The organism is Pseudoalteromonas sp. ESRF-bin5, assembly GCF_002632075.1.
GTDB classification, from domain to species: Bacteria; Pseudomonadota; Gammaproteobacteria; order Enterobacterales; family Alteromonadaceae; genus Pseudoalteromonas; species Pseudoalteromonas marina.
In genome coordinates this window covers 1-2,651 of the sequence record NZ_NTLW01000045.1, presented here as the reverse complement: position 1 = coordinate 2,651, position 2,651 = coordinate 1, and the positions used below count along the sequence as shown (strand labels likewise).

2 protein-coding genes are annotated in these 2,651 nt (G+C 39.7%); both read left to right on the top strand.

What is annotated here, in order from left to right; translation table 11 throughout:
- Window positions 1–297: 297 nt before the first annotated feature.
- Complete coding sequence (gene mnmG / locus BCG07_RS01130; RefSeq protein ID WP_243532159.1) at window positions 298–2,187, top strand: tRNA uridine-5-carboxymethylaminomethyl(34) synthesis enzyme MnmG; 1,890 nt, start codon at window positions 298–300, stop codon at window positions 2,185–2,187.
- A 15-nt stretch (window positions 2,188–2,202) separates the two neighbouring features.
- The coding region (gene rsmG, locus BCG07_RS01125) for a 16S rRNA (guanine(527)-N(7))-methyltransferase RsmG (protein ID WP_286888156.1) at window positions 2,203–2,651 on the top strand (449 nt) is incomplete at its 3' end.

Genomic DNA, 2,651 nt, shown 5'->3' with positions numbered 1-2,651 from the left:
CCCCCTGTGCATAAAGTGGCTTTTTGATCAGTGCTTATTTGTGGGATGATCCGATCATATTAACACCTTTAGATCTGATCTAATTTAATGTTTTTAAACAAGATCTAAAGCTTATCAACAGAAAACCCGATCAGTAGTAGTAATAGTATTAAAAGATCTCTTTAAAAGATCCTTTATATTATTAGAGATCACTTACTTAGATCTGAGCACAGTTTAATCATTTATCTTCTGCTCATTTCTAGGTAGAATACGCTCCCTTTTGAAGTTTACCGGTTTGATTTAAGTAGGATCCCATTAATGATTTTTCATGAAAATTTTGACGTTATCGTAGTAGGTGGTGGACATGCAGGCACTGAAGCCGCATTGGCAGCTGCCCGTATGGGGATGAATACCCTGCTACTAACTCACAATATGGATACCCTTGGTCAAATGTCTTGTAACCCAGCAATTGGTGGGATAGGCAAAGGTCATTTGGTAAAAGAAATTGACGCGCTTGGCGGTGCAATGGCACAAGCTATTGATAAAGGCGGGATCCAATTTCGTACTTTAAATTCTTCAAAGGGACCTGCGGTTCGTGCAACCCGTGCACAAGCTGATCGCGCTTTGTATAAAGCGGCTATTCAAACCACATTACAAAATCAAGAAAACTTAAAAATATTTCAGCAATCGTGTGATGATCTTATTGTTGAAAACGATCGAGTAACCGGCGTAGTAACTCAAATGGGGTTACGTTTTAGTGCACCTAGTGTAGTACTTACCGTAGGTACATTTTTAGGTGGCCAAATACATATTGGTTTAGAAAATTACAAAGGCGGACGTGCAGGCGATCCACCATCAATAGCTTTAGCACAACGATTACGTGAACAGCCTTTTAGAGTAGATCGTTTAAAAACAGGTACTCCACCACGTATTGATGCGCGTACGGTTGATTTTAGCAAAATGCAGGAGCAACCAGGCGATGCACCTACACCTGTATTTTCATTTTTAGGTAAACAAAGTGACCACCCGCAACAAATACCGTGTTACATCACTTACACAAATGAAAAAACACATGATGTTATACGCAAAAACTTGCATCGTTCACCTATGTACTCAGGTGTTATTGAAGGCATTGGTCCACGTTACTGCCCATCTATTGAAGATAAAATTGTTCGCTTTGCAGATAAAGACAAACACCAAATATTTGTAGAGCCAGAGGGTTTAACATCTTACGAGCTTTACCCTAATGGTATTTCGACAAGTCTACCGTTTGATGTGCAATTAGAAATAGTGCAATCGATCACCGGTTTTGAAAATGCACATATTTGTCGACCAGGTTATGCTATTGAATACGATTACTTTGATCCACGTGATTTAAAACAATCACTAGAAACTAAATTTATTGAAGGCTTATTCTTTGCAGGCCAAATAAACGGAACTACTGGTTACGAAGAAGCAGGAGCCCAGGGCTTAATTGCTGGTATGAACGCGGCACTTAAAGTGCAAGGTAAAGATTCGTGGACGCCACGTCGTGACGAAGCATACGTTGGTGTATTAATTGACGACTTAGCAACGCTTGGTACAAAAGAACCTTACCGTATGTTTACCAGCCGTGCTGAATACCGTTTATTGTTGCGTGAAGATAATGCCGATATTCGTCTAACTGAAAAAGGCCGTGAGCTAGGTTTAGTTAACGATGAGCGCTGGCAGGCATTTAACGAAAAAATGGAAATTATTGAAAAAGAAAAACAACGTATAAAAGACACGTGGATTCACAAAGATCATACAGTTATTGATCAAGTAAACGCTTTATTAAAAGCTCCATTAACGCGTGAAGCAAGTTTAGAAGAATTACTACGCCGCCCAGAGATCCGTTATGATGATCTAATGGCTATTGAAGGCTTAGGATCTGAGTTTACAAATAAAGCGGCTTTAGAGCAGGTTGAGATCCATACAAAATACGCAGGTTACATTGCGCGTCAGCAGGATGAGATCAATAAACAGCTTCGCCATGAAGAAACAATCTTACCAAAAGAGTTTGATTATAAAACCGTATCAGGTTTATCAAACGAGGTAGTGGCAAAACTAGAAGAGTCTCGTCCAGACACTATTGGTCAGGCTTCGCGTATTTCTGGTATCACACCAGCAGCTATTTCGTTATTATTAGTGTATCTGAAGAAGCAAGGCTTATTACGCAAATCTGCGTAACGGTAAGGGCACCTAGTGTTACAACAACAATTAACTACATTGTTAGCGCAAACTGATATTGCGCTAACAGAAAAACAACAGCAACAGCTTGTTCGTTACGTTGAACTATTGGATAAGTGGAACAAAGCGTATAACTTAACCTCAGTACGTTTACCTCAAGAAATGATGGTAAAGCATATTATGGATAGCCTTGTTGTTGCACCTCATTTACCCGGTCATCATTATATTGATGTTGGTACAGGCCCAGGGCTTCCTGGTATTGTTTTAGCTATTGCACTTCCTAATACTCAATTTGTATTACTCGACAGCTTAGGTAAGCGTGTACGCTTTTTAATGCACGTGAAGCATGAACTTGGGCTTGATAATGTTACCCCGGTACAGTCAAGAGTTGAAGAATATCAGCCAAGTGTTAAATTAGATGGCGTACTCAGTCGTGCATTTGCATCATTACAAGATATGGTTGA

Excerpts from the sequence above, each read along its gene's own strand:
- mnmG (WP_243532159.1), top strand. The coding sequence starts at position 298 with ATGATTTTTCATGAAAATTTTGACGTTATCGTAGTAGGTGGTGGACAT.